Source organism: Chryseobacterium sp. MEBOG07 (assembly GCF_021869745.1).
Lineage (GTDB): Bacteria > Bacteroidota > Bacteroidia > Flavobacteriales > Weeksellaceae > Chryseobacterium > Chryseobacterium viscerum.
In genome coordinates this window covers 3,806,068-3,831,776 of record NZ_CP084579.1, presented here as the reverse complement: position 1 = coordinate 3,831,776, position 25,709 = coordinate 3,806,068, and the positions used below count along the sequence as shown (strand labels likewise).

The 25,709-nt window shown below is 36.1% G+C and carries 23 protein-coding genes and 2 pseudogenes; 10 read left to right on the top strand and 15 right to left on the bottom strand.

Annotated features, from left to right (window positions below):
* The first annotated feature begins 50 nt into the window (after nucleotides 1-50).
* Nucleotides 51-497 (top strand): DUF417 family protein, encoded by a 447-nt coding sequence (locus LF886_RS17570; RefSeq protein WP_236850905.1) that lies wholly within the window; start codon nucleotides 51-53, stop codon nucleotides 495-497.
* 17 nt (nucleotides 498-514) lie between these two features.
* The gene (gene msrB / locus LF886_RS17565; protein WP_236850903.1) at nucleotides 515-1,612 is read left to right on the top strand and encodes a peptide-methionine (R)-S-oxide reductase MsrB; all 1,098 of its coding nucleotides are present in this window, start codon (nucleotides 515-517) and stop codon (nucleotides 1,610-1,612) included.
* 42 nt (nucleotides 1,613-1,654) lie between these two features.
* Here msrB and LF886_RS17560 read toward each other — a convergent pair whose 3' ends face one another.
* From LF886_RS17560 to LF886_RS17545, 4 genes are all read right to left on the bottom strand, one after another.
* Complete coding sequence (locus tag LF886_RS17560; protein WP_236850898.1) at nucleotides 1,655-2,305, bottom strand: hypothetical protein; 651 nt, start codon at nucleotides 2,303-2,305, stop codon at nucleotides 1,655-1,657.
* A 2-nt stretch (nucleotides 2,306-2,307) separates the two neighbouring features.
* Nucleotides 2,308-2,937, bottom strand: coding sequence for a hypothetical protein (locus LF886_RS17555; RefSeq protein WP_236850896.1), 630 nt, complete (start codon nucleotides 2,935-2,937; stop codon nucleotides 2,308-2,310).
* Between the two features lie 102 nt (nucleotides 2,938-3,039).
* On the bottom strand, nucleotides 3,040-3,885 hold the full coding sequence (locus tag LF886_RS17550) for an ABC transporter permease (RefSeq protein ID WP_236850894.1): 846 nt from the start codon (nucleotides 3,883-3,885) through the stop codon (nucleotides 3,040-3,042).
* Nucleotides 3,886-3,887: 2 nt separating this feature from the next.
* Nucleotides 3,888-4,790: an ABC transporter ATP-binding protein gene (locus LF886_RS17545; RefSeq protein WP_124530381.1), complete on the bottom strand. Its 903-nt coding sequence runs from the start codon at nucleotides 4,788-4,790 to the stop codon at nucleotides 3,888-3,890.
* A 116-nt stretch (nucleotides 4,791-4,906) separates the two neighbouring features.
* Between LF886_RS17545 and LF886_RS17540 the strand changes: the two genes are divergently transcribed.
* The 5 genes from LF886_RS17540 to LF886_RS17520 all read left to right on the top strand — a co-directional run bounded on the left by LF886_RS17540 (nucleotide 4,907) and on the right by LF886_RS17520 (nucleotide 9,859).
* Nucleotides 4,907-6,259 carry an AAA family ATPase gene (locus LF886_RS17540; protein ID WP_236850893.1) on the top strand — a complete coding sequence of 451 codons (1,353 nt, stop codon included), beginning with the start codon at nucleotides 4,907-4,909 and terminating at the stop codon, nucleotides 6,257-6,259.
* A 101-nt stretch (nucleotides 6,260-6,360) separates the two neighbouring features.
* Nucleotides 6,361-7,467 carry an NAD(P)/FAD-dependent oxidoreductase gene (locus LF886_RS17535; protein ID WP_236850891.1) on the top strand — a complete coding sequence of 369 codons (1,107 nt, stop codon included), beginning with the start codon at nucleotides 6,361-6,363 and terminating at the stop codon, nucleotides 7,465-7,467.
* Between the two features lie 63 nt (nucleotides 7,468-7,530).
* A complete protein-coding gene (locus tag LF886_RS17530) occupies nucleotides 7,531-7,836 on the top strand; it encodes a hypothetical protein (RefSeq protein WP_236850890.1) in 306 nt (101 codons plus the stop codon).
* A 125-nt stretch (nucleotides 7,837-7,961) separates the two neighbouring features.
* Nucleotides 7,962-9,074, top strand: coding sequence for a peptide chain release factor 2 (gene prfB / locus LF886_RS17525; protein WP_103231980.1), 1,113 nt, complete (start codon nucleotides 7,962-7,964; stop codon nucleotides 9,072-9,074).
* A gap of 86 nt (nucleotides 9,075-9,160) precedes the next feature.
* Nucleotides 9,161-9,859 (top strand): DedA family protein, encoded by a 699-nt coding sequence (locus tag LF886_RS17520; protein ID WP_109738845.1) that lies wholly within the window; start codon nucleotides 9,161-9,163, stop codon nucleotides 9,857-9,859.
* A gap of 378 nt (nucleotides 9,860-10,237) precedes the next feature.
* Here LF886_RS17520 and LF886_RS17515 read toward each other — a convergent pair whose 3' ends face one another.
* The 3 genes from LF886_RS17515 to LF886_RS17505 are packed head-to-tail and all read right to left on the bottom strand — an operon-like array spanning nucleotide 10,238 to nucleotide 13,081.
* Nucleotides 10,238-11,107 (bottom strand): alpha/beta hydrolase, encoded by an 870-nt coding sequence (locus LF886_RS17515; RefSeq protein ID WP_236850888.1) that lies wholly within the window; start codon nucleotides 11,105-11,107, stop codon nucleotides 10,238-10,240.
* A 50-nt stretch (nucleotides 11,108-11,157) separates the two neighbouring features.
* A complete protein-coding gene (locus LF886_RS17510; protein WP_236850886.1) occupies nucleotides 11,158-12,546 on the bottom strand; it encodes a serine hydrolase in 1,389 nt (462 codons plus the stop codon).
* Nucleotides 12,547-12,589: 43 nt separating this feature from the next.
* On the bottom strand, nucleotides 12,590-13,081 hold the full coding sequence (locus tag LF886_RS17505; protein WP_236850884.1) for a tetratricopeptide repeat protein: 492 nt from the start codon (nucleotides 13,079-13,081) through the stop codon (nucleotides 12,590-12,592).
* A gap of 155 nt (nucleotides 13,082-13,236) precedes the next feature.
* On the opposite strand from LF886_RS17505, the gene LF886_RS17500 reads away from it, so the two are divergent.
* A complete protein-coding gene (locus LF886_RS17500) occupies nucleotides 13,237-14,121 on the top strand; it encodes a DUF808 domain-containing protein (protein WP_236850882.1) in 885 nt (294 codons plus the stop codon).
* A gap of 241 nt (nucleotides 14,122-14,362) precedes the next feature.
* Here LF886_RS17500 and LF886_RS17495 read toward each other — a convergent pair whose 3' ends face one another.
* The 6 genes and pseudogenes from LF886_RS17495 to proS form a co-directional block, all read right to left on the bottom strand.
* Complete coding sequence (locus LF886_RS17495) at nucleotides 14,363-15,043, bottom strand: DUF4304 domain-containing protein (protein ID WP_236850880.1); 681 nt, start codon at nucleotides 15,041-15,043, stop codon at nucleotides 14,363-14,365.
* Between the two features lie 98 nt (nucleotides 15,044-15,141).
* A pseudogene (gene dnaJ, locus LF886_RS17490) lies at nucleotides 15,142-16,259 on the bottom strand (molecular chaperone DnaJ).
* A gap of 101 nt (nucleotides 16,260-16,360) precedes the next feature.
* A pseudogene (locus tag LF886_RS17485) lies at nucleotides 16,361-16,896 on the bottom strand (nucleotide exchange factor GrpE).
* A gap of 198 nt (nucleotides 16,897-17,094) precedes the next feature.
* Nucleotides 17,095-18,432 (bottom strand): Nramp family divalent metal transporter, encoded by a 1,338-nt coding sequence (locus tag LF886_RS17480; protein ID WP_236850879.1) that lies wholly within the window; start codon nucleotides 18,430-18,432, stop codon nucleotides 17,095-17,097.
* 112 nt (nucleotides 18,433-18,544) lie between these two features.
* Complete coding sequence (locus tag LF886_RS17475) at nucleotides 18,545-19,870, bottom strand: OmpA family protein (RefSeq protein WP_236850877.1); 1,326 nt, start codon at nucleotides 19,868-19,870, stop codon at nucleotides 18,545-18,547.
* Nucleotides 19,871-19,987: 117 nt separating this feature from the next.
* Nucleotides 19,988-21,463: a proline--tRNA ligase gene (proS, locus tag LF886_RS17470; RefSeq protein WP_236850876.1), complete on the bottom strand. Its 1,476-nt coding sequence runs from the start codon at nucleotides 21,461-21,463 to the stop codon at nucleotides 19,988-19,990.
* A gap of 144 nt (nucleotides 21,464-21,607) precedes the next feature.
* Here proS and LF886_RS17465 point away from each other — a divergent pair, with 144 nt between their 5' ends.
* Nucleotides 21,608-22,726, top strand: a complete 1,119-nt coding sequence (locus tag LF886_RS17465) for a prolyl-tRNA synthetase (protein WP_236850874.1) — start codon at nucleotides 21,608-21,610, stop codon at nucleotides 22,724-22,726.
* Between the two features lie 54 nt (nucleotides 22,727-22,780).
* On the top strand, nucleotides 22,781-24,166 hold the full coding sequence (locus LF886_RS17460) for an OmpP1/FadL family transporter (RefSeq protein WP_236850872.1): 1,386 nt from the start codon (nucleotides 22,781-22,783) through the stop codon (nucleotides 24,164-24,166).
* A 61-nt stretch (nucleotides 24,167-24,227) separates the two neighbouring features.
* Here LF886_RS17460 and LF886_RS17455 read toward each other — a convergent pair whose 3' ends face one another.
* A complete protein-coding gene (locus tag LF886_RS17455) occupies nucleotides 24,228-24,956 on the bottom strand; it encodes a ZIP family metal transporter (protein WP_236850870.1) in 729 nt (242 codons plus the stop codon).
* Entirely contained in the window at nucleotides 24,956-25,681 is a 726-nt protein-coding gene (locus tag LF886_RS17450) for a class I SAM-dependent DNA methyltransferase (RefSeq protein WP_236850869.1), read from the bottom strand. The genes LF886_RS17455 and LF886_RS17450 overlap by 1 nt, the downstream gene beginning before the upstream one ends.
* Nucleotides 25,682-25,709 lie beyond the last annotated feature (28 nt).

Genomic DNA, 25,709 nt, shown 5'->3' with positions numbered 1-25,709 from the left:
CGACTATACTTTTGAAAACAATAAAAGTATTCATTTAAAATCTTTAAAATATGATCGGAACAGAACAAAAATCTAAGCAGAACCAATTATACCAAACAGGATATTACATTTCGCTTTTCGGAGCAGCTCTCATTTTGCTGTGGATTGGTATCTTCAAGTTTACCCCTACAGAAGCCGCTGCAATAAAACCTTTGGTAGAAAACCATTTTTTAACTTTTTTCGTATATAAATTGACAAGCGTCCAGGCAGTGTCAAATCTTATCGGAGTGATAGAAATTATCATTGCATTACTCCTGATATTTAGTGCGAAATTTGCTGTACTGAAAAAGTATGCAGGAATAGGACTGATTGCAACTTTTCTGGTAACATTAAGCTATCTGTTTACAACACCGGGAATGTGGAAAGTAGTGGATGGAGTTCCTGTAACTGATTTCTTTATTTTAAAAGATCTGATGCTTTTAGGATTTGGATTAATGATCGTTCAAAATAATAAGTAATGAATAAAAAGGTAAATATGAAAAATATATTAATTGTACTCGGAATTGTTCTGGGGATAGCAGTATTTGCTGCAGGGTCCGGGCTTTTTACAAAAACAAAGCCCCATGAAGCGGAAGTAAAAAAAGAAAATGAGAAAATTATGGATAATAAAAATGTCAAAGAGATTTATTTTGCAGGAGGATGTTTTTGGGGAACAGAACATTTTTTTCAACAAATTCGTGGGGTTGTAGGAACAGAAGTGGGCTATGCCAACGGGAATACCAATAATCCTACTTATGAAGAAGTGGTAAGTCATACAACAGGTTTTGCGGAAACCGTGAAAGTGAAGTATGATCCTGAGCAGGTAGATCTGAAACTTCTGATTGATCTGTATTTTAAGACCATTGATCCTACCAGTAAAGATCAGCAGGGAAATGACAGAGGAAACCAATATAGAACAGGAATTTATTATACAGATAAAACAGCAGAAACAGTTGTAAAAGATGAGGTTCAAAAATTAGCAAAAAATTATAATAAGCCGTTATTGGTAGAAACTATTCCTTTGAAAAATTTCTACAAAGCGGAAGATTATCACCAGGATTATCTGGATAAAAACGCAGGAGGGTACTGTCATATCGAACCGGGACTTTTTGAAATGGCAAAAAAAGCGAACCCGCTTCCAAAACCAGCCTATCATAAACAGGATAAAAAAGTTTTAAAAGGGAAACTGACTGCAGAACAATATAATGTCACTCAGGAAAATGGTACTGAAAAACCTTTCCAAAACGAATACTGGAACGAAACCCGTGAAGGAATTTATGTAGATATTACCACAGGAGAACCTTTATTTGTTTCTACAGATAAGTTTGAATCCGGTTGTGGATGGCCAAGTTTCTCAAAACCAATTACGAAAAGTTTGATTGATGAAAAACTGGATCGTACCCATGGAATGGATAGGGTAGAAGTGAGAAGCAAAACCGGTGATGCCCACTTAGGACACGTTTTCACAGACGGGCCGGAAGATAAGGGAGGACTTCGTTACTGTATCAACAGTGCTTCTTTGAAATTTGTCCCAAAAGCCGAAATGGAAACAAAAGGATACGGAAAATATCTTCCGTTGTTAGATAAAAAGTAATTTGAAAGGAAGGCTGCCATATGGCAGCCTTTTTATTTTGAATTAATGATGCAATTGAAATCGCTCTTTAATGCTGAGCATAGAGATATTCAGAAATATGAGAAATCCGAAAATAATATATGATGCTTTTTTAGAAGCGGTTGTAAACAGATTAAAGATTTTTCCATACTGGGTAGATTGAAAAGTATCTACAGTTTCTCTTGGTCCCCAATATACAGTGTCATTACAAAGCAAACATTCATATTCGAGAGGTTTAGGATTGGGGTCAATATAGCTGTAAACAGCAAAAATATGTCCAGTTTTTTCGAGATCAATGGCATACTGTTCTTGTTGGGCTATTGCCAAATCATTCAAAACCGAGACAAAATCACCATAGGTATTATTTTGATCTAAAATAAATTCAATACCAGACTCTTTCTCATTTCTTTTTGGGAGGTTTTTCAGTTCGGAAACGTACAGTTTTGAGTTTTGTTTAGCCGTGTTGGGAGCTACTTTTTTTTTTTTGTAATTCCAGTTTCTTACAGATTCAAAAGAATACATATCGTTGCTTCTATCTTCCTTTAATTTGGCGGGAAGTCCAATATCCATCACAGAAACATTGATTTCTTCAAACTTTTGATTTCCATAATACCAGAATAAAACCGGGATAATAACAGCACTGATAAGCCCCGGGAAGTAGTATATTTTTTTCATGCTCATCTTTTTCTTTGGATTTGAAGGTTTTCTTTAATGCTGAACATAGAGATATTCACAAAGAGCAAAAAACCGAAAATAATATAAAAAGTTTGTTGGGGAACATGATTGATAAAACTTTCCGGCTTGATTAAATTCAGGTTTTCTTTTTCTCTGTAGTCGTTACCACCAACTATACATCCATAAACAGAACGTATTTCTTTATCGGGATCTTTATAAAAATGAACAGCAAAAAAATGTCCTGTTTTTTCCATATCAACACAAAAAGCTTCCTGTTTGGAAATTGTCATAGCATCCATTAGAGCAATGAAATCCTGATAGCTATTGTTATCATCAATGATAAATTCAATTCCGGATTCTTTCTCATTTTTTGCCTGCAGTTCTTTAAGTTCAGAAACATAGAAGTTTTGGTTTTGAAGAGCAGTGTTAGGCTTAACTATAATTTTCTTGTAATTCCAGTTTCTATAGAATTCAAAAGTATTGTCTAAAGGTATATTAGGTCTAATTTTCGCTGGAAGTCCAAGGTCCATTATGGTATATTGAGGATGAACTCTCTGGTTTCCATAATACCAGAATAAAACAGGGATCAGTATGGCACTGATCAATCCCGGAACGTAATATATTTTTTTCATGGATAGGTTTTTAGCAAAACCAAATGAAAATTTTAAGCCAAAAAAAGTGATTCAATACGAACCACTTTACTTATTTAATCTTTCAATTTTAAATCTTTAAACCTACCAATCTCTTTTTTTCAAAATCCAATACGATCCGAATATGAAAATGGCAGACCAGACCAAACAGGCGATAAGACTTTCTGTGGGGTAATGGAATTCATATTTTACGCCTATCATTTTGGCCATATTTAATCTCATCATCGGATTAGGGATAAGGCTGGACATACTTTCCAATGGTAAAAGGTGAGTGATGAAAAAATCATTCTGAAGGATCTCATTTCTTTGTGGTCCCTGCATTCCTTTTACTTTGGAGAAAACTTCAACAGCCGTTAAGATTCCTTCACCAATCCAGAAAACAAAAAGGGCAAGAAACACAAAAACCGATTTTCTTAGTAAAATGGAAAGGAACATTAGGAAACAGAAGAAAGTGAAGAGCTTTACAAGATAATTTCCGATAAAGAAAATCTCAGCAAAAACCTTTGTAGATTCTGTTGTATTTGAATATTGATATCCAAGCAATATGGTAATTCCGAATACAAGTACAGTAGAAACAAGGGTGAAAATACTGATCGTCAAAAGTTTTGACATGATGAATTCTTCTCTGCTCAATCCATCAATTGTATTCTGTTTAAACATTCGATTACTGAATTCCTGTGAAATGGAGAAAACAATGATCAATCCAAGAAAAATTTTCAATAAAGCAACAATCCATGTGGTGAAATTCCAGATTTCCGGGAAATTATAAATCCCTTGTTCTTTCAAATTGATGGTACTTCCGAAAAGATCAAAATCAACCAACCCGATGAAAAGCAATGCGATAAGAATGGCGAAATATAATATGGTGAAAACCTTGAATGGTTTGTAATTCAGGTTTTTGTAGTATTCCAGTTTTAATAATTTTATCATGATTAATTGGTGTTTTTTACAAGTTCAAGGAATTGAGATTCAAGAGACAATTTTTTCTTGGTTAGATGTGAAAGGAAAATTCCTTTTTCAGCGAGCTTCTGATTCATCGCTGAAGCAGAAATTGAAGCATCATCACGGATCTGAGCTTTGATAAGATCACCTTCCTGGTTGATGGAAGAGAACCATTGAAGCTCATTCAACGCATTCAAAAGTAGAGTATTGTTGTCTGCTTTTAATTCGAAAAACCCATTGTTGGAAGTCATTTCATCTACTCTTCCGCAGTAGATAGAATTTCCTTCTTTTAATACAATTACATGACTGCATATTTTTTCAATTTCATCCAGAAGGTGGCTTGCAATAATAATGGTGATTCCTTGTTTTGCAATTTCGCTGATGATTTCTCTGATCTGAATAATTCCTTCAGGATCCAGCCCGTTGGTAGGTTCATCCAGTATCAATACCTCAGGATTGTTCAAAATGGCTGAAGCAATAGCAAGTCGCTGCTTCATTCCCAATGAAAAAGTTTTGAAAGTATCTTTTCTTCTTTCGTATAGATTGACAGTCTTCAAAACTTCGTCAATTCTTGAATAAGGAGTATTTTTAATTTCCGCAACAATTTTAAGATTGGTTTCTGCACTTAAATAAGGATAGAAATTTGGCTGTTCGATAATGGCTCCGATTCTTTTCAAAGTAGCGGGGTCAGTGCCTTTTTTACCAAACCAGAACCAATCTCCACTGGTAGGATTGATGGTAGAAAGAAGCATCCCGAAAGTTGTGGATTTTCCACTTCCGTTGGGACCCAAAAGTCCATAAACATTTCCTTTTTCGACATCAAAAGAAATATTGTTGACCACAACTCTTTTGAATTTTTTCGTCAAATTCTTTACTGATAAAATCTTTTCCATGTAATTTGTTTTACATAGTAGTAGTCTATATGAATTAGAGAATGTTACAGAATTATCATAAATCAATGTTGATTTATTTGTAAATAGATTAAATTTGATAGAATTAATCAACAGTTATGAAGCTAATTGAACTGGCAGAAGAATTGAAAGTTTCTGCAGAAGCCATAAAACAATTTATACAGGATTTCGATATTGAGTTGGTAGACTGCATCAGTACCAATTTTGAAGTAAAAGAAGATTTTGAAAAATTTGCCCGCGAAAATATAGCCTTTTTAAAATTATACGAAAAAGACCTGGACAAAAATAAAACGCTAGAACAGATTGCTGAAGTGATCAATCAACCTAAGGATAAGGTTGAAAAGGTAATCAAAGATAATAATCTGAATATTTTTGATAATGGATTCTTCAAATCCTCTATATCAAGTTATGGAATTGATAATAAATTAGGAGGAAACTATAAGTTTGTGTATGATTATTTCGGGAGTAAAACCAGCCTTCAGCAAAGAGATTTTATAGGATACAGAGATCTGTTTTTTTACACATCAGCGGTTTTGGAACCCTTTCTGAATCCACAGCAGATCAAAGATTGGGGAATTCACAGACCTGCAGGAATTATCCTGTACGGGCCTCCTGGAAGCGGTAAAATATTCTGGGCCAATAAGATTGCTGATATCATTGGGTATCAGTTTAAGGAAGTGAAAAAGCACTATCTGGGAATTTCGTTGGTTGACGGAAATGAAATTAATTTCAGTGATTTCCTGATGAATATGATGAAAGAAAACAAAATGTTGCTTTTTATGGATGATTTCGATGAAATTATGATGCAGCGAAAAGCAGAAACAGATATTGCATCCTGCAACCTGGAAGCTCAGGAACTTATTCTTCATTATATAAGCAAATTTGAAAAAGAAGGTGTTTTAATGGTAGGTTCTGCCAATTCTGTTTCGGAAATTGATGAAGAAATTCTTGCTCCGGGAAGATTTGATGTGATGATTCCTGTCTTTCCTCCCAACGCCTCAGAACGGTCGGAAATTATTTTATATGCTATGACCAGAGGTCTTGAAGAAGATTCTTTACTGTATAAAATCCTTAAAAATAATAAAGCTGATAAAATTCCTTTCTGGCATGATTCATCATCAAAAATGAAGGCATTCAGCAATACCATGTTGATAGACTTTACGCAGAGTTTAAAGAAAAGAATTAAAAATCTTTACCAAAAAACCCGAAATGAAAAGCTGAAGATCGATCAGAATCTTTTGAACGGAGCTTTAAGAGATGCCAGGTCTAAGCTTACCGAAGAATATCTTGATCAGGTAGCCCGATTTCTTGCCGATGCCATCATCAATAATTTTGATGATTTTAAGTTTAGAATTCAGGCCTTGAAAATTGAACTGGAAACCTATAGGGTTGTTGAAGAACCTCGAAGAGAAATAGGATTTCAGCATAATGGTGAGGAGGATAAAGGGTAAAGCATGATCGGTTACGGGATTCGTGGGTAGGGGAGTTTCAATTTCTTATCTTTTAACTTCATGTCAGCTTACACGTTAATACATTATACAAAAAATCATTTATGAACAGCATCTGGGAACTGGAAACCTTCTACCGAAAAAGAGATATTATCATTATTGGTGCTGGATTTTCGGGACTATGGACTGCTATATCCATCAAAGAGAAATATCCTGAAAAGTCTGTTTTAATTATTGAACGGAACGCCATTCCATTCGGTGCATCAACGAGAAATGCCGGGTTTGCCTGTTTTGGAAGTCTTACCGAAGTTATTGCAGATTCGCAGAAAATGGGCTGGGAAAAAACACTGGAGCTTGTTAGAATGAGGTTTGATGGACTTCAGAAAATCAGACATTATTTTAAGAATGATGAAATTGATTTTGAACTTAACGGAGGTTTTGAAATTTTAAATAATGAGAAACCTTTATTCCATATTGATGCTGTCAATGAAAAACTGAAACCTATTACCGGATTGGATAAAACATATGCTCTTAAACAGAATAAAATACAGGAGTTCGGGCTTGGGAAATCATCATTTCTGATTGAAAACCCCTGTGAAGGAAGCCTGCACTCAGGAAGGCTTTTGCAGAAACTTCTTGAAAAATGTTATGAGCTGAAAGTGGAATTTTTATCCGGAACAGAGGTCGGAAGTATTGAAGAATCAGCGAATGAGATTGAAGTTCATCTTTCTGATGATCTTTCTGTAAAAGCAGATCAAATGATCTATTGCACCAATGCATTCACATCAAAGTTTCTGGAAAAAGAAAACATCATTCCTGCCCGTGGGCAGGTTCTTCTCACAGAACCAATAGAAGGCCTGAAACTTAAAGGAACTTTTCACTATGATGAAGGGTATTATTATTTCAGAAATGTAGGGAACAGGATATTGTTGGGAGGCGGAAGAAATCAGGATTTTGAAACAGAAGAAACGACCGCCTTTGAAACTACAGAATTCCTGCAAAATCATTTGGAAAACTTTTTAAAAGAGGTCATACTTCCCCATAAAGACTTTACAATAGCACTTCGCTGGTCAGGAATAATGGCGATGGGTTCAGAAAAAACGCCCATTGTAAAACAGGTTTCGGAAAGACAGTTTTGCGCTGTAAGACTTTCAGGAATGGGAGTTGCTTTAGCTCCAAAGATTGGTGAAATGATAGCGGGAATGATTTGATAAATGATAAACTAAATTGAGATTTTCATCTAAGATTTTGCGAATAAACTGGAATAAAACAGAATGAGCAGTTATAAATATACAGTATGGTTTTCTATATTAACAATTCCTCTTGGTTTTCTTGCAATCCTTGCAGGAGGTGGAGGTCACGGGACTTATTTCCCTTTATTGGCTATCTTTCCGTTTAGTTTACTGGGAACTTTTTTTAATGAAGAAATACCTGTAATTATAGGAATAATACAATTACCTGTTTATGGTTTTTTAATGGATAAATTTGAAACAAAAAAAGCCCTTCCCTTTATTATTGCAATACATGTTATATGCATTTTTACTGTTTTTATGCTGAGAAGAGACTACTTTTTTAGTTAATTATCTTCCCACCAGTTACAACCCATAACTCAAATCCGGCAACTCGTAACCCGAACCCCCGAAAACTCAAAACTCAAACCGCTCCACTCTAAAAGAATTCCTTATTTTTGCAAAAAGAAAAATTCGTGATTAATAACGACCATATAAAAGAAGTTCAATCCAGAATTGAAGACTTACACAGATATCTTCAGATTGAAAAAAAGAAGATTGAAATTGCCAATGATGATGAAAAAACCGCTGCCCCTGAGTTTTGGGACAATCCAAAAACTGCTGAAGCCTTTCTAAAGCAGCTTCGTTCCAAGAAAAAATGGGTGGAAGGCTATGACGAAATCCAGACTCAGTTTGAAGATCTGCAGGTTTTACTTGAGTTCGCCAAAGAAGATCCGGATTCTGAAAAAGAATTGGATGAAACATTTCCACAATTGGTTGAAAAAATTGAGGATCTGGAATTCAAAAATATGCTTTCCAATGAAGGGGATGAGCTTTCTGCAGTGCTGCAGATCACTGCCGGAGCAGGAGGAACAGAAAGTTGTGACTGGGCAGCTATGCTGATGAGAATGTATACCATGTGGGCGGAAAAACAGGGCTATAAAATCCGTGAACTGAACTTCCAGGAAGGGGAAGTAGCAGGAGTGAAGACCGTAACGCTGGAAATTGAAGGAGAATTTGCTTTTGGATATTTAAGAGGAGAGAACGGAGTACATAGACTGGTACGAATTTCCCCTTTTGACAGTAATGCAAAACGGCATACAAGTTTTGTATCCGTATACGTTTATCCTTTGGTAGATGATACCATCGAGATCAATATCAATCCTGCAGATATCAGCTTTGAAACCATGAGATCTTCCGGAGCAGGAGGACAGAACGTAAACAAGGTAGAAACCGCGGTACGTCTTCGTCACGCACCTACCGGAATTATCATTGAAAACTCCGAATCCCGTTCCCAGCTTCAGAATAAGGAAAAAGCCATGCAGCTCCTTCGTTCAAGACTCTACGAAATGGAATTGGAAGAACGTTTGAAAGCAAGAAATGAGATAGAAGCCAACAAAATGAAGATCGAGTGGGGAAGCCAGATCAGAAACTACGTCATGCATCCTTACAAATTGGTAAAAGATGTACGTTCGGGGCATGAAACATCAGATGTAGATGCCGTAATGAACGGGAATCTTACTCCATTCTTAAAAGCATTCTTAATGGCCGATGGGACGGCAGTTTCCGATGATGATTTCAACTTATAACAATCATGTTTGAATTTTAGTTAAAATCTTATAATTAATTTTTGTTTCAGACATTTTAGGCTTACTTTTGTTGTTCATCGATATTTATGGAAGATTTCAATAGCTGGAAGGATTTATTAAACCCTGAATTTTATATTAAAATGGGAGGGTTTTGGCTTATTTTATTCATTGTTTTTGCTGAAACAGGCCTTTTTGTAGGGTTTTTCCTGCCTGGAGACTCACTTTTATTCGTTTCCGGGATTTATGCCGTTGAAATTATTAAAGAGACTTTTGGTTCTACAGGAAGTGATTTCTTAGATACTACTATTTTAGCTTCAGGAGTAGCTCTTGCCGCTATTATAGGAAATGAAGTAGGATATTATTTCGGAAGAAAAGCAGGACCTGCTTTATATAAAAGACCAGATTCAATGCTTTTCAAGAAAAAATACCTTTATCAGGCTCACGATTTCTTTGAAAAACACGGAGCATTAGCCATTATTATGGCAAGATTCCTACCTGTTGTGAGAACTTTTACACCCATTGTTGCAGGAATTGTGAGGATGGATAAAAAAGAGTTTTTAAGAGATAATGTTATCGGTGCGGTATTATGGTCATTTATCTTGATTTTTGCAGGACATTATCTGGACAAATTGTTTATGGAGCAGTTTGGAATCAACTTAAAACAAAAACTGGAATACATTATTATTGTAATCGTATTGGTGACTACACTTCCGGTTATCTTCAAGTTTGTTTTTGGGAAAAAAGAAGATCTTTCTAAAAAATACGAAGACCAGGATTTTAAATAAATAAAAATTCAATCAAAAATATAGAGCCGTCTCAGTAGTGAGATGGCTTTTTTTATTGCTTATTGCATGAGTTTTTTCTTTAACGCAAAGATTAAATCTCAATATTTTATATTTCAGGAGGCAAAGATGGGAATCAATAAAATTGATTCTTACAAAGCGTATGTATAGTATCCATACTTCTTACAGATTACACAGGTTTTTCCACAAACATCTGTGTAATCTGTGTAATCTGCGGGAGATTAAAATAATTTCGGAAAGCTATATAATAACCGAATAGCTTCATCAGTGACAGAGTCACCATCCCTTAGCTCTCTTAAGCTAAAACGTTTGATTACCTATTCTTTACGTTTAATAATTAAACAAAGTCTTATAAAATCTCTATTTTTTAATCCATTCCAGAATGCTAGGATAGATAATGCTGTCTCTTTTTCTTTTACTGAAGAACCTTGGCGCATGTCCTGCGCCTTTCATAAAGACAAATTTGTGAGGAACGTTCAGGTGGGTAAGCGCAGAGTCCATGGCTATTCCCTGATGCTGATTGACGAGAAAATCATTGTTTCCCTGAAATAGCAGGGTAGGAACATTCGTGATATTGGCAATAGGACTGGCTTCTTTAAAGGCTTCAGAGATATTTTTTCTTTCAAATTTAGTCCCTACAACCTTTTGAAAAGTAGGAGAAGTATATTTGGAATAGAAAGATTTTAGATATTCAGAACTGAAAAAATCGGTAGGTCCACTTAGAGAAATAATCTTTTTGATCTGCTCAGGATGCTGATATCCGTAGAGTAGAGCAAGATGTGCACCGGCACTTTCTCCCAAAAGAATATAATTGTTAGGCTGAAGTTCTGCCTTTTCCGATAAAGAATTGAACTTCTCAATGACCAGACCAATATCATCAAGCTGTTGTTTGTAAGTGATTTTTTTCTTGGTGGAAACCAATCGGTAATTCATGCTGATGCTCGGAATCCTGTTGTTAAAAAGCATTTTCTGAACCTGGATCATATGCTCTTTTTTACCCAGAGTCCAGGCTCCGCCATGTACAATAAGAACTACAGGAGCATCTTGTGGGTAATCCTTGGGGAGAAAGACATCCATTTTCTGTCTTTTGTTCTCACCATATTTTAAATTGTAAATTTTCTGCTGTCCTCCGGGACCTACCCAAACTCTGAATTTCGTATTGCATGATTGCAGGAGAAAACCAATGCATCCCATGACGAAAAAATGATACCGGAGAATGAACTTTTTCATTAATTAAATTTACAAAAAAATCTATTGATTATGAAGGATTCAAGGCGTAATTAAAGTCTTTCTGCTGTCTTTGATGAGAGTCCTTTTTTAATGGTAATAACGTCCTTTTCTCCTTTTTTAAAAATAAAAGAAATCTCGGTGTCATCATCCTGAAGGAAAAATACATCCTCTTTTTCAGCCAGCATTCTTATCTTGGGATCTTTATTGTTCTGAATAAAAAGCTGACCGTTTTCGTATAGAATATGAATAACGCTATCATCAGAAAGCTCATAATCACCAACATATTTTTTGAGAACATCAGCACTTAGTGTTGTTTCTTTTTTCGGTTGTGGAAGAGTGTATGGTTGTCCTAAAAGTGCTGCTAAAATGGTGTTTCCAGTTTTCTCAAGTTTTTTACTTGTGATATTATTCAAAAGGATAATACAAAGATCATCCTCAGGAAGCATCGCAAAATAACTTGTGGAACCCTCTATATTTCCGCCATGGTTAATGAGTTTTTTCCCGTAAAGATCATCAATGAACCAACCATAGCCGTAGCCGCTCAAATAAGGCGTAGTAGCTTTTTTAAATGCTTCTTTGGAAACAATTTTATAATCCCTCAATCCTAAATAATAATTGTACAGGTCTTCAGCGGTACTGTAGATCTGTCCTGCAGGACCGGTTAATGTAGAATTCCAGACTTTTGTTTTTTCCTGTCTTGTTTTTGAAATATAAGAATAAGGAACCGTTTTATAAGGACTTTTCAGAGCTATGTAGTTAAAGCCTGTATGAGTCATCTTGAGAGGATTTAAGATGATTTTTCTTACAGCATCTTCATAAGAAAGCCCCGTTATTTTTTCAATGATAAGTCCCAGTAAAATATATCCCGAATTGGTATACGAAAATTGAGTACCGGGCTCAAAATCCAGCGGTTCATTCTTAAAAAAAGAAAGTTCTTTATTTTTGGCTATGGCTTTTCCGGTGTGAAGCAGACTGAAATACTCCTTATTTCGTAATACTTCATAAATTCCCGAAGTGTGGGTAAGGAGATGTTCTATCGTGATTTCATTTCCTCTTGGATAGTCTGCAATAAACTTTGAAATAGGATCTTTAAAAGAAAGTTTTCCTTCTTCACTTAGCTTTACAATGACCAGGGCAGTGAAAGACTTGGTTAAAGAAGCAATCTGATAAATACTTTTATCCTGATTGGGGATCTTTTTCTCTGCATTTTGCCAGCCATATGATCTTTCAAAAATATTCTTATTCTGATAATGGATTAAAGCTGTTCCATTAAATTTATTAATACCCTCAAATGCTTTGATAATACGGTCTATTTCTTCTTTTTTCTTTTCCTGATTAAAGCTGTTGAGATTCGTTGGAGTCTGAGCTTTTAAAGTAAAACAGCTTGTACTGAACAGACAAAACAAACATCCTAAAGTTAAAATATGAAATTGACGCATAGTATCAGGTTTTAAAAAACAGGTAAATTAAGCAGATTTTTGTTTATATTGATAATAGATTTTCAGCATAGCGGTTCAAAGAATTATTGTATCTGGGCAAATGTTTTGATATTGCTTTCAAAGCTATAGATAGCGCTTCTTTATCCTCTCCCGCTGAAGAAAGGGATAATGCTAAAAAAGAATCTACTGCATCATTCAGTTCATCGGAATAATTGGCTTTCTCATCTCTTAAAATACGAATGCTCTCTTCTATTTTTCCATTATTCCTTAAGGTACTTGCTAATTGGATTCTTGCTCTTCTTCTCCGCAAACCAATTAGTCCCTTATCTAATGCGGATCTGTACAAAGGTTCCGCTTCTTTTTCATGTCCCGTGGAGTCAAAAGCGCAGGCTCTTTCAAAATCAGCAATAGCCTGGGAATCTTTAACAGTAAGTAATTCTACATGATTTTTAATTTGCTGAATAAACTCTTCATTGCTTATTGTTCCAAGCGTCAGCCATATACTTTGCAATTGAATTTCCCAGTTTTCGTCCATTGATTAGATTTTAAACAAAGATATAAAATATTGAAAGTGAAGTATTCCTTTATTATTCTCATAATTCTTAAAATTATTGTACTCTTATGAATCAGAAAACGGAATTAAATATTTATTTTTGCTGAACTTAACAAAGATTAAAAAATTATTAAAATATGGCATCAGGCTTTTTTGCAATTTTGGATGATATTGCCGCATTGATGGATGATGTAGCGGTTACGAGTAAGATTGCTACCCAAAAGACAGCAGGTATTTTAGGAGACGACCTGGCTGTAAATGCAGAAAAAGCCACTGGCTTTCTTTCTTCAAGGGAAATTCCGGTTTTATGGGCAATTACAAAAGGTTCTTTTATCAACAAACTGATCATTCTGCCTATCGTTTTTTTACTTAATTGGTTGTATGCTCCGGCTATTAATTATGTATTGATCCTTGGAGGATTCTATCTGGCTTTTGAAGGCGTTGAAAAAGTAATAGAATTTCTTTTTCACCGTGACAAAAAGGGTCATGAAGTTATAGAGGAAATTGAAGAAGACAAAAAAAGTTCTGAACAGATTGAAAAAGAGAAAGTAAAATCGGCAATTACAACTGATTTTATTTTATCAATCGAGATTGTTATTATTGCTTTAGGAACCGTATTGGAAGAAAGCCATCCTTTCATTACGCAGATTTTAGTAACGAGTTTGGTTGCATTTATCGCTACTGTTGGAGTTTATGGAATTGTAGCTTTGATCGTGAGAATGGATGATGCAGGGTTTAAATTAATAAAGAAAAGTAACGATAAAGGTTTTTTCGGGAGGCTTGGACATATATTAGTGAAGGCTTTACCTATTGTTATTAAAATATTAGGAGTCGTAGGAACAATTGCTTTAATAATGGTTGCTGGTGGAATTTTTCTACATAGGATTGAATTTTTCCATGGCATATTTCCAACCTGGCCAGATGTTTTGAAAGAGCTTACGCTTGGTGTTGTTGGCGGATTGGTAGCGGTTGCCGTATTTACTGTAGGAAAGGGAATCTATTCTTTAGCTACGAAAAAATAAAACAGAATTAGAATTAAATAACCAAAAAAATCCTGTGTTCGAAAGAATGCAGGATTTTTTGTAATGTGCACTGTCAGGAGATTCTTATTCTTTATTAAGTTATGTATTGGTGAACATACTTTTCAGAATAGGAGTTGCTGTTTTTCTTATCATTTTCAGAATATTATTTTTTATCATACAGATGATTGAAAAAATGGTTGATAAGAATATTTTTATTGATTTGGGTTAATTTATTGTAAGCTTATTTTATTTTCAACCCATTTACATAGGCTAATTTAATTGTATTAGCTCCGTGAAATCCAGAAGAATTGAGATCGATTTCATTTTCTGTTTTTAGTTTCTCGTAAAGTTTAAGAATATTCCCTTTATAAGGGCAATTGTTTACAAAATTATTTAGAAAAACTTCAGCAGTATCTTTTTCAGAAAAGCATAAAAGGAAGTCTAAAGGAGAAATAGAATTCTCTGACCATTGATTAAACTTTGTTCCATTGTTTTTTAGAAATTCGACAGCAATTTCCTTAGAATTAAAAATTTTGAAAATTGGGAGGATGTATTTTTCTATATTTTCTGTAATTTCAATAATTGATTTTTCATAAGATAACCCTGCTAAATTCCATTCTTTCCAATTATTATACGGAGTTAAATAACCTATCTGATTTCCAAAAATTAATCCCTGAGAATATTCATTTTTAGTTTGCTCTGTCTGCCATTTCTTTAAAATTTTAGAATAGATAGCAATATGAGGAAGGAACTGAACGGATGAAGAATCATTCCTAAAACTGGACTGAAAATAAATCTCAAAATAGATGTCTTTATTAAGGGAAACTTTTTTAAGCCTTTGTCCTTTTTCAAGTGTTTTGAAACCATTGAGTTGAGTGGCAATTTCATTGCAGGCATTTAAAAATATTGTTCTTGTATCCATTTGTTTCTGATAGTATTTTGAATAAATCCAATTGAGAAGCAAAAATAAAAAAATAAAAGAGCAAAAAAAAAGAGACTTAAACAAGTCTCTTTTATGTATTAATTGAATAAATCTTTTACTTTATCAAAAAAAGTTTTTTCCTTTCCGGATGGTTCTGCAACCATTTCTCCGCTGGACATCTGCTTTTCAAAGAAATCTTTCTGCTCTTTGGTAAGCTTCTGTGGCGTCCATACATTGATGTGGATGAACATGTCCCCTTTTCCATAGCTGTCGATACTTGGAAGTCCTTTTCCAGCTAATCTTAGGATCTTTCCGGATTGAGTTCCCGGATCAACGGTAATTTTTACTTTTCCGCCTACGGTAGGAATCTCTTTTTTAGTTCCTAAAGCAGCTTCAGCAAATGAAACATACAGTTCCTGATGTAGATTATCACCCTCTCTTTTGATCGTTTGATCTACTTCTTCTTCAATAATTACCAATAAGTCACCCGGAATTCCGCCAAAGGGAGCATCATTTCCTTTTCCTCTTACATTAAGCTGAATACCATCTCTAGCTCCAGCAGGAATGTTGATGGTGATTTCCTCTTCTTCTTTTATAAGACCCTGTGCATTGGCTCCTGCAGGAATTTTATCAGCAACCTTTCCGATTCCCTGGCAGGTACCACAAGTGGTTTGTGTCTGCATTTGGCCAAACATCGTGTTCATTACTTTAAGCTGAACACCGGAACCATTACAGGTAGGGCATATTTTTGATGTGGCACCTTCTGCCATCATCATTTTTTTACTTTAATGGTTTTTTGAGTTCCGTTTACCATTTCCTCAAGGTTCAGCTTGATTCTGATTCTTAAATTAGAACCTTTCACCTGCTGACGGCCACCGCCGCCACCTCCGAATCCTCCGAAACCACCACCGAAAATATCTCCAAACTGGCTGAAAATATCTTCCATGTTCATTCCGCCTCCGAAGCCACCGCCTCCGTAACCGCCGTTTCCACCTACTCCGGCATGACCGAACTGGTCGAATCTGGCACGTTTCTGATCGTCGCTTAGAACTTCATAAGCTTCAGCAGCTTCTTTAAATTTTTCTTCAGCCTCTTTATCACCTGGATTTTTATCCGGGTGAAATTTGATAGCCATTTTACGGTATGCTTTTTTTATTTCGTCGGCCGATGCAGATTTGCTGATCTCAAGAACCTCGTAATAATCTCTTTTTGACATGACAATTTTATAATTGATTGTTGATAAATGATAAAAGATATTTTAAAGCTAATAAGTGAAATATTCATCCATTATCACTCATCATTTATCATTTATTAATTTTAATTTCCTGTTACTACTTTTGCAAAACGGATTACTTTATCACCTAAAGTGTATCCTGTTTCAATAACATCTACGATTTTTCCCTTCAAATCTTCCGATGGAGCAGGGATCTGAGTAATCGCCTCATGGAAATCAACATTAAAGCTGTCACCAGCCTTTACTTCCATTGTTTGTAAGCCTTTTTCAGTAAGTTTATTTTTGAATTTCTGATAGATCAGTTCTACACCTTGAAGGTCAGCAGGATTTCCGTTTTTAGCGATTTCTTTTAATGCTCTTTCGAAATCATCTAAAACTCCTAACATTGAAACCATCATTTCCTGGTTAGCGTACTGGAAGAATTCCATCTTCTCTTTACTCGTTCTTTTTTATAGTTTTCGAATTCAGCATACAATCTGATGTAACGGTCTTTCTCTTCTGCCAAAAGTGCTTCTGGAGAAGGAGCAACTGTCACATTGTCCTGAGATGCTGCTTCGTTTTGAACATTGTTTCCTTCCTGATTATTGATGCTTTCTTCGTTAATATCCTTGTTTTCCATAATTCAATATTTATTTACTGATTGTTTGACAAAGAGCCTGCCAAATCTGAAATCAGGACATTAAGGCAGAAAAATAATGAGTAAGTAAAGGGGATTTTGAAGTGTAAATAGGTCAATTCGCCACCCTTGTAAATTAAAGTAGTTTATCGTTTGATTATTGACTTCGGAAAACAAAAATTGACTATTGACAGCTTTAGGCTATTGTTCTCCTGCAAACGTCTGATATAAGAGGTATAGGTTTAAAATAATGATAATAATGGAAATAACCCAGACACAGATTTTAAGGAATGGCTTATTGACAAATTCACCCATTTTGGCTTTATCATTGGTAAACATTACCAGTGGAACAACCGCAAAACTCAGCTGCATAGAAAGAATTACCTGGCTTAAAACCAATAGATCAGTTGTTCCCTTTTCTCCATAAAGAATAGCAACAATAAGTGCAGGAATTACAGCTATAAGTCTTGTAATAAGTCTTCGCAGCCATGGTTTTAATCTGATATTCAAAAATCCTTCCATTACAATCTGTCCTGCAAGTGTTCCTGTCAATGTTGAATTTTGTCCGGAGGCTAATAGAGCAATTGCAAACGCAATACTTGCCATGGAAGCTCCCAAAATAGGAGTCAGCATTTTATAAGCATCATGAATGTCTGCAACATGTTCATTACCCGTTGTATGGAATGTGGCTGCTGCGAGAATAAGTATGGCGGCATTGATAAAAAATGCCAGCATCAGCGAGACAGTACTGTCTAAAGTAGCAAATTTAATCGCCTCTTTTTTTCCTTCAGTATCTCGGGTGTAATCTCTTGTCTGTACAATACTGCTGTGAAGATAAAGGTTGTGAGGCATGACTGTAGCTCCTAAAATCCCAATAGCAATATAAAGCATGGCAGGATTTGTAATGATTTCCTTTTGGGGTACCAATCCTCCCAGAATTTCGTTGAAAGCAGGTTGGGAGATCACAATTTCATAAATGAAACAGGCCAGAATAATGAATATTAGCCCGCCTACAATACTTTCAATCCATCGGAAACCTTTGGACTGAAGCAAGAGGATAATTAAGACATCAACTGTTGTGATGACAATTCCCCAGGTCAGCGGAATATGGAATAATAGGTTTAAGGCAATAGCAGAACCAATGACCTCGGCGAGATCACAGGCGGCAATGGCTATTTCACAGAATACCCAAAGAATAAAATTAGTAGTAGGGCTGAAGTGATCCCTACAGGCCTGTGCAAGATCTCTTTCTGCTACAACGCCTAGTTTTACTGATAAATGCTGTAAAACCATTGCGAAAATATTAGAGATAAGAATAACTGAAAGTAAGGTATATCCAAATTGAGCTCCTCCAGCAATATCCGTAGCCCAGTTTCCCGGGTCCATATATCCTACCGCAATCATCAATCCCGGTCCTGCAAACGCAAGATACTTCCTCCAAAAACTTGCATTTTTAGGGACTTTGATAGATGAATAAACCTCTGATAGGGAGTGAGATGTTTTATCTTTTCGCCAGGCGCTTTTTATATTGAAACTCATAAATGTTAGAAATGACTAACAAATTTAATTAAATAAATGTAAACACAAAAATATGGAAAGAAAAAATCCCGGAAATTACTTCCCGGGATCTAATTTTTATTGAATCTAAAGATTATTTAGCAAATCTTACAGACATTTTTCTATCAGCAGCTCTTTCTGCGTCAGAAGCTTTTGCATCTACTTTTGCAAATTTGCTTCCATAGCCATCAGCTTCCAGAACCTGAGCTCCAACTCCAGCTTTTGTTACAGCTGCTTTGATAAATTCAGCTCTGGCTTTTGATAATTTTAGGTTATTAGCCTCGTTTCCTGTTTTATCAGTGTAACCTCCAACTTTGATTTTTGCTTCAGGGAAAGCCTTAAGAATAGCTACTAAGTTATCCAATTGTCCTTGTGAACCAGCTTCCAGCTCAGTAGAGCTTCCCATTTTGAAATTAACGTGATCGAAATCGTACCACTTCTCTTTCAATACTGAATCATCAGCTGCATTCTTATACCCTCCGGATTTTAGGAAAGTAATCATCTGATCTTCCATTCCCCCTTTGTAACCTTTTAACATTACCCCGTTAAGGTCAATGTTTTCATCAGTTTTAGCAGTTGCCGGAGCAGGGGTGGCTGTTACAGATGCTGTATCTGTATTTGACCCGGTTGTTGCAGAGTCAGACGTCGCTGTTGTAGTCGTTGTCGTCTGTTTTTTCTCACACTGTTTCCATAGAAAATAGGCGGCTGCTATTAATAATAAAAGCGGAAGCAACCATTTCCAGATTGAGCCTCCGCCTTTGTTATTATTGTTATTATCATTAAATTGTTCTCTTATTTCTCTTGCTCCTTCCGAAACATTTTCTCTTGCTGTAGCAACACCTTCTGCGATGTTATCTTTAGCGGTAGAAGTAACAGAAGAAACCGTTTCTTTTGCCTGGCCAAACCAATTTTCAGCTCCTAGTCCAAAGGAAGCCAAAGAAAGACCTGCCGGCAGTAAAGAAGAAATAATGCCTTTCTGATCATTCAGTAAGCTGGAAATACCTGAAGCACCCAAATTATTGTCTGCCGCATATTTTCCGACAGTACCTGCTGTCGCTCCAGTCACCAAGCTTAACAAAGAACCTGCAGTGGTGTTGCTGACTCCTGAAAAACTTGCAATAGAGTTGACTAATCCACCTACTTTATCTCCAAAAATTGAAGACAGCAAAGTAGAAATGATAGGACTGCTAGACGATCCGCCTAATAAATTTCCTAAAATTCCACTTGATGAGGCCTGTGTAATAGCATCCACAACGCCAGGTTTATCTGCATTATTGGCTAATCCACCCACTACAGCAGGTAATAGTCCACCAATTGCTTTAGAAATACCGGATTCACTTTCTCCAAACTGCGATGCAGCTTGTGAAACCAAAGCGGGACCTAATTGCCCTTTAATTAAATCAATGACATTTAAAGACATAATAATAAATTTTTTTGATTAATGTTGATATAAATTTAAACAAAAATCCGTCCAAATGTCATTTTTTTTTGAATATTTCTTAAAAATTAACGATTTTTTTTAAAATTTTTAAAATTTTTAATACGCTTTTGCAAATAACACACGTCTCTTAGATGGTTTTCCAGAGATCAGTGAAATTCCTTCTTCTATATCATTATCTAAAGGAATACATCTAATTGTTGCCTTCGTTTCATCCTTAATTTGTTCTTCTTCTTCAGCCGTACCATCCCAGTGAGCATAGATGAAACCACCTTTCTCTTCCAGAACTTTTTTGAACTCTTCATAAGTATCCACTTTCGTGATATTATTGTCTCTGAATTCAAAAGCTTTATTGTAAATGTCCTGTTGGATAGTCTTTAATAATTCTTCGATGTAAGTATCAAGCCCTTCAATAGAACGAACTTCTTTTGTAAGATTATCTCTTCTTGCGATTTCCACAGATTTGTTTTCCAAATCTCTTGGTCCCATTGCAATTCTTACAGGAACTCCTTTCAATTCGTATTCTGCAAATTTCCAACCCGGTTTGTTCTGCGTATCATTATCAAATTTCACAGAAATTCCTTTTGCCTTAAGTTTAGCCTGGATATCCAAAGCAACCTCACTGATCTGCTCCAACTGCTCTTCTCCTTTAAAGATCGGAACAATTACGACCTGAATCGGCGCTAAAGTAGGAGGTAATACCAATCCGAAATCATCAGAGTGGGTCATGATCAAAGCTCCCATCAGACGCGTTGAAGTTCCCCATGATGTAGCCCATGCATGTTCAATCTTTCCTTCTTTGTTGGTGAATTTTACGTCAAATGCTTTTGCGAAATTCTGACCTAAGAAGTGAGATGTTCCTGCTTGTAATGCTTTTCCATCCTGCATCAATGCTTCGATACAATACGTTTCATCTGCTCCTGCAAATCTTTCAGAAGGTGTTTTTAATCCTTGAACTACTGGTATTGCCATAAAGTTCTCTGCAAAATCTGCATACACTTTATTCATTTTTTCTGCTTCCTCCACTGCTTCGTCTTTGGTAGCGTGAGCAGTGTGCCCTTCCTGCCATAAGAATTCTGTTGTTCTTAAGAAAAGACGTGTTCTCATTTCCCAACGAACCACATTCGCCCATTGGTTGATCAATATTGGTAAATCTCTGTAAGATTGAATCCAGTTTTTGTATGTATTCCAGATAATAGCTTCTGAAGTAGGACGAACGATAAGTTCTTCTTCCAGTTTTGCATCCGGATCCACAATCAGTTTGGATGGATTGTTTGGATCGGTTTTTAATCTGTAGTGAGTAACAACAGCACATTCTTTTGCAAAACCTTCTGCATTTTTTTCCTCTGCCTCAAACAAGCTTTTGGGCACAAAAAGCGGGAAGTATGCGTTAACGTGACCTGTTTCTTTGAATTTTTTATCCATTTCATCACGCATTTTTTCCCAGATTGCATAGCCATACGGTTTGATTACCATACATCCACGCACGACTGAGCTTTCTGCTAAATCAGCTTTTACAACCAGCTCATTATACCATTTGCTGTAATCTTCGCTTCTTGAGGTTAATTTTGCCATTATTTTTTAAAATTTTTTTAACTTTTGTACATTATTGTTATCTAAAAATAAAAATCTATTTTTGATAGATTTTTCTACCAGTGCTTTGGTACATTTTTGGTACAGATTGCAAATATAATTTAAATTAAAAATTTTTACGTTATCATGAAAAGAAATATACATAAAAATTTGCTTGGTCTGCTAAGATCCAAAGGGATTTTGGCCATATCGGGCGGATTATTACTTGTGTCTTGTGGTGCTCAGATGGGAGGGTATAGCGAGACAGACGGGGTGTATTACGACCCCAATAAGGATACGCTACCTGAAGGAGTTATCATTAATGATAGCGGAAACAGGGTAGGAGAATACTATGACTACTATCAGGATTCTAATGTGATTCAAAATGCACAAACGAATTCCAGAGAACAGCAAAACAGATATAGTGACTGGAGTGGTACCAATCCAAATTGGAACACCAATGCTACAGATTCCGATTGGGGACTTTATTCAGGTTCTCAAACGAACTACTATGATAACTCATGGGGATGGGGATCTCCTTGGGGAATGTATGGAGGCTATAGCCCATATTGGGGCATGAACCGCGGCTGGGGCTGGGGTGGAAGCATGTCCTGGGGTTGGGGCGGATCATTCGGATGGGGCTGGGGAGGCTCTTACGGATGGGGAAGTCCATACTGGGGATATGGTGGTGGTTATGGAGGATACTATGATCCATTCTGGGGCGGCTACGGAAACCCTTATTGGGGCTACGGAGGAGGCTACTGGGGTGGTGGCAACTACAACAGACCTGTTTACAGAAGAAGTGGTGTGAGCGGAGGAGGATTCCAGAATACTGGGGTAGCCAACGCTGTATACAGAACGAATACAAATAATTCAGGTTTCAGAAATAGTAATGGAAATGGCGGATTCAGAAACACCAATAATGGTGGTTTCAGAGATTCGAACTCAAGTGGTGGTTTCAGAAACAGCAATGGCGGATTCAGAGACAGTAATTCAGGAGGCTTCAGAAACGGAAATTCTGGAGGTTTCAGAAATAGTAATGGAAACGGTGGATTCCGTAATTCTGCACCACAAACAAGACCTAATTACAATTATCAGCAACCGCAGCCAAGATATAACAACAATAATAATGGAGGCTTCAGATCTAATGATTCAGGAGGTTTCAGATCTAGCGGTGGTTCCAGTGGAGGCGGCTTCAGAGGCGGCTCTTCAGGCGGCGGTGGCGGAATGAGATCCGGTGGCGGCGGCAGAGGAGGCTTCAGATAATTTTCAAACTAATAAACTATTAAAAAAATAATGTTAAAAAAATCTTTAGTATTAATGAGTATTTCTGCTGCATTTTATGCACAGGCTCAGGATGTTTCTGTAATAAGAAATACTGTGGATGTTTACTCAAGTACTCCTATGGTGGGATCGGCTAAGTTTAATGCAATGGCTGGATCTAATGGTGCGCTAGGTGGTGATGCAAACTCTTTGCTTACCAACCCGGCAGGTTTAGGGGTAGCTATTTCAGGAGAGGTTTCAGGAACTTTATCTATTTTAGGAAATAAAAACAGCAGCTCTTGGGCGGGATCTACTATAGACTATAGCAAAACGAAAGGTGATCTTGGAAATGCAGGAGGAATAATTGCTTTCCCACTGATGACAGAAACTGGATGGAAGTTTATTAATATTGGTATTAATTTTTCCAATCAACAACTTGATAATGTGATTCAGTCGCCAGGAAATAATAATATCGTGTACGCTTTTGATAAAGCTGATATAACGAAAGATGCTGCATTGGCAGGGCACATGTATGAAAGATACGGTAACTTGTCAAAAATGAGTTTTGGGGTAGGAGCGAATTATAATCATAATTTATATCTGGGAGCAGGTTTCAACTTTTTCAATGCTTCAATTGATCAATATGACAACTTGTTTTACAGAAATCTAACCAACAATTCTACAGAGGGATTCAGTAAGCAGGATACTCCTTATTCAGAAAGATCTTCAGGTTTTTCTGCTTCATTAGGGGTAATTGGAAAGCTAAGTCCTAATTTCAGAGTGGGAGCGTCTCTTGAAACGCCTACATTCTGGACGATAGACAGAAACTACTATTTCTATAACGATCCTACTTATGGAGACGATATGGGTGCTGAAAACAGAAAGTTTACTTCACCGCTTAAAGCAACTGTGAGTGCTGCATTTGTAGCAAGTAAAAATTTCTCATTGAATGTAGATTATACCCTTGGACTTACAAAACCTGACTATAAAGTATACGGTGGTGCAGAAAGAGAGTTGAATAACTTCTTTAAGGATAACTACAAAAATCTTTCAGAAGTAAGAGTAGGAGCTGAGTACAGAGTACAGCAGTTTAGATTGAGAGGAGGTTACTCATACCAGTCTAGTCCTTTTGATGCGCTTACGATCAGCAGATTTAATGATGCAGGAAGTGTAGGAGATCAGTCTTACAACAACCTGATATTAAGTGACAGAAATACACTTTCATTCGGTATCGGATATGATTTCAGATCTTTCTATGTAGATGCATCTTATCAGAATATCTCTTCTAAATATGCCAATCCTTTTATGAGAGGATATATGGGTGATAATTTTGATTCATCTTACTATTCTGCAAATAAAATCTTCGAAAGTGATTCTTACGCAGTAAGTGATGTAAAAAGTAATAGAAACAATTTCTTCCTTACTGTAGGATGGAAATTCTAAGCTTGAAACATTAAGCTATACAACAACAAAAAAGCTCCGAATTTCGGAGCTTTTTTTATTTTTAATGAGAATGAGCAGCAGGATGTTGATGGAAAACATGCATCATCAATGCCAGTGAAACTCCTAAAACAACCAGGCCAATCTTCGTCCAGTCGATATTGTGATTCTTATTGCTTTCAAAAATGATTACCGAAGAGATGTGAAGGAAAATTCCCCCTACAATAGCCAGAAAATAAGGCTGAAGATCGGGATTGAAATAATTTCCCAACAGCATTCCCATTGGAGAAGCCAAAGCAAATAAGGCTACAATCAGAATAGAAGGATATGATGAAGAACTCTTTGATTCTCCTTTTCTATTGAATAAAAACGCTCCCAGAATAAATGAAATAGGAAGATTGTGAAATACAATCCCCCAAAGATAAGGAGACATCTCATGTGTTTCATTGGCAAGAGGAATCCCTTCAATAAAAGCATGGATAAATAATCCTACCATTAAAGCAGCAGGAAGGATGTTGTGCTCACTATGATGGTGAAAGTGTCCGTGTTCAAAACCTTTGGTAAGAGCTTCCAGAATCATCTGGAGAAGAACTCCTCCAATCACAAATATCCCAAGACTATTACTTCCTGCAGAGGTATAAACCTGCGGGAAAACTTCATTGAGACAGATGGTAATCAAAAACCCGGCACTTAATATCAATAGATGTTTGGCTAGTTTTTCTTTTTTACCAAAGTGTTTTCCCAGAAATACTCCTGTTACTACACTTAAAATCAGTAAAAGTACTGTTGTCATTATTTTTTCTTAAATAAATTGATGCATCGTGGAGAATTTTCTTTCTTAAATTCATTCAGCTGATAATCTCCCCAGATTTTTATTCTTTCAAAACCACATTCAGAAGCATACGCATGAATGGCTTCTAATGGGTGAAGTTTTACTTTTTCAAAGAAATGAAGCGGTTTACCATCTGCTTCAAACCTGATATCTTTGATGATATGTCTCCCTTCAATCTTTTTTAGGATCTTAAAATCAATATCACCACGGGTAATAACCGTCTCAGGAACTAGCATATTTCTTACATACTCCTCGTTCAGGTAATCCAGAACAAAATATCCTCCAGGTTTTAGCACATTGTAAACGGATTGGAATACTTTTTTGTCATCATTTTCATTGTCGAAATACCCAAAACTTGTAAATAAGTTGAATACAGCATCCATCGGATCTGCATCAATTGGATTTCTCATATCATGAACATCAAAAATCAACGTTTGATTTTCATACTGTTTATCAGATTCAATACTTTGTCTTGAAAGATCCAGTCCCAAAACATCATACCCCAATTTGTTGAGGAAAACAGAGTGTCTTCCCTTTCCGCAGGCAAGATCTATGATTTTCGATTGAGGCGGAAGCTGAAGGTCCGCAGTAAGCTTTGTGATGAAGTTTTCAGCTTCTGTATAGTCTCTGTTGCTATAAAGTAAATGATAATAAGGGGTATCAAACCAAGATTCAAACCATTCCATAATGCAAAAATAACTAAATTTGTGCGGT